The sequence below is a fragment of the Kitasatospora sp. NPDC092286 genome (assembly GCF_044755565.1).
Taxonomy (GTDB): domain Bacteria; phylum Actinomycetota; class Actinomycetes; order Streptomycetales; family Streptomycetaceae; genus Kitasatospora.
Genome location: NZ_JBIVRD010000138.1, coordinates 1 through 1,132, shown reverse-complemented (window position 1 = coordinate 1,132; position 1,132 = coordinate 1). Strand labels below are relative to the sequence as shown.

The 1,132-nt window shown below is 69.4% G+C and carries 1 protein-coding gene; it reads right to left on the bottom strand.

From position 1 onward, the window contains the following. Positions 1–1,132: condensation domain-containing protein (locus ACIQIB_RS39550; protein WP_400764332.1), on the bottom strand; the 1,132-nt coding region annotated here is incomplete at both ends.

Sequence of the window (1,132 nt, the reverse complement as noted above, 5' to 3'; positions counted from 1 at the left end):
TGGCGGTGGTGGTGGTGAGGGGGTGGAGGGTGGTGGTGAGGTGGGGGAGTCGGGGGAGGGGTGGGGGGGTGTTGTCGAGGGCGAGGAGGGTTTGGAAGAGGGGGTTGTGGGCGGTGGTGCGGGTGGGGGCGAGTTCTTCGACGAGGCGTTCGAAGGGGATGTCCTGGTGGGCGTAGGCGGTGAGGGCGGTTTCGCGGGTGCGGTGGAGGAGTTGGGTGAAGGTGGGGTTGCCGCTGGTGTCGGTGCGTAGGACGAGGGTGTTGGCGAACATGCCGACGAGGTTGTGGAGGGCTTCGTCGGTGCGTCCGGCGATGGGGGTGCCGATGGGGAGGTCGGTGCCGGCGCCGTGGCGGGTGAGGAGGGTGGCGAGTGCGGCTTGGAGGACCATGAAGAGGCTGGCGTTGTTGCGGCGTGCGAGGTCGGTGAGTTGCTGGTGGGTGTGGGGGGTGGTGGTGTGGGGGGTGGTGGTGCCGTGGTGGGTGGCGGTGGGTGGGCGTGGGCGGTCGGTGGGGAGGTCGAGTTGTTCGGGCAGGTCGGTGAGGGTGTGGCGCCAGTGGGTGAGTTGTTGGTGGTGGAGGCTGGTGGGGTCGTGGGGGTCGCCGAGGAGTTCGTGTTGCCAGAGGGTGTAGTCGATGTATTGGACCGGGAGGGGTTCCCAGGTGGGGGGTTGGTGGTGGAGGCGTGCGGTGTAGGCGGTGGTGAGGTCGTTGGCGAGGGGTGCGGTGGACCAGCCGTCGCCGGCGATGTGGTGGAGGACGAGGAGGAGGTGGTGTTGGTGGGGGTGGTCGGGTTGTGCGATGAGGTGGGCGCGTAGGGGTGGTTCGGTGGTGAGGTCGAAGGGGTGGGCGGCGGCTTGCTGGAGGGTGTGCTGGAGCTGGTCGGGGGTGGCGATGGTGGTGGTGAGGGTGGGCCAGGTGCGGGGGTCTTCGAGGACGACCTGGTGGGGTGTGCCGTCGTGTTCGGGGAAGACGGTGCGCAGGGTTTCGTGGCGCTGGACGACGTCGGTGAGGGCGGCGCTGAGCGCGGGGACGTCGAGCTCGCCCTCCAGGCGTAGCGCGACGGGGATGTTGTAGGCGGAGCCGCCGTCCAGGCGGTTCAGGAACCACAGCCGCAACTGCGCGAACGACAACGG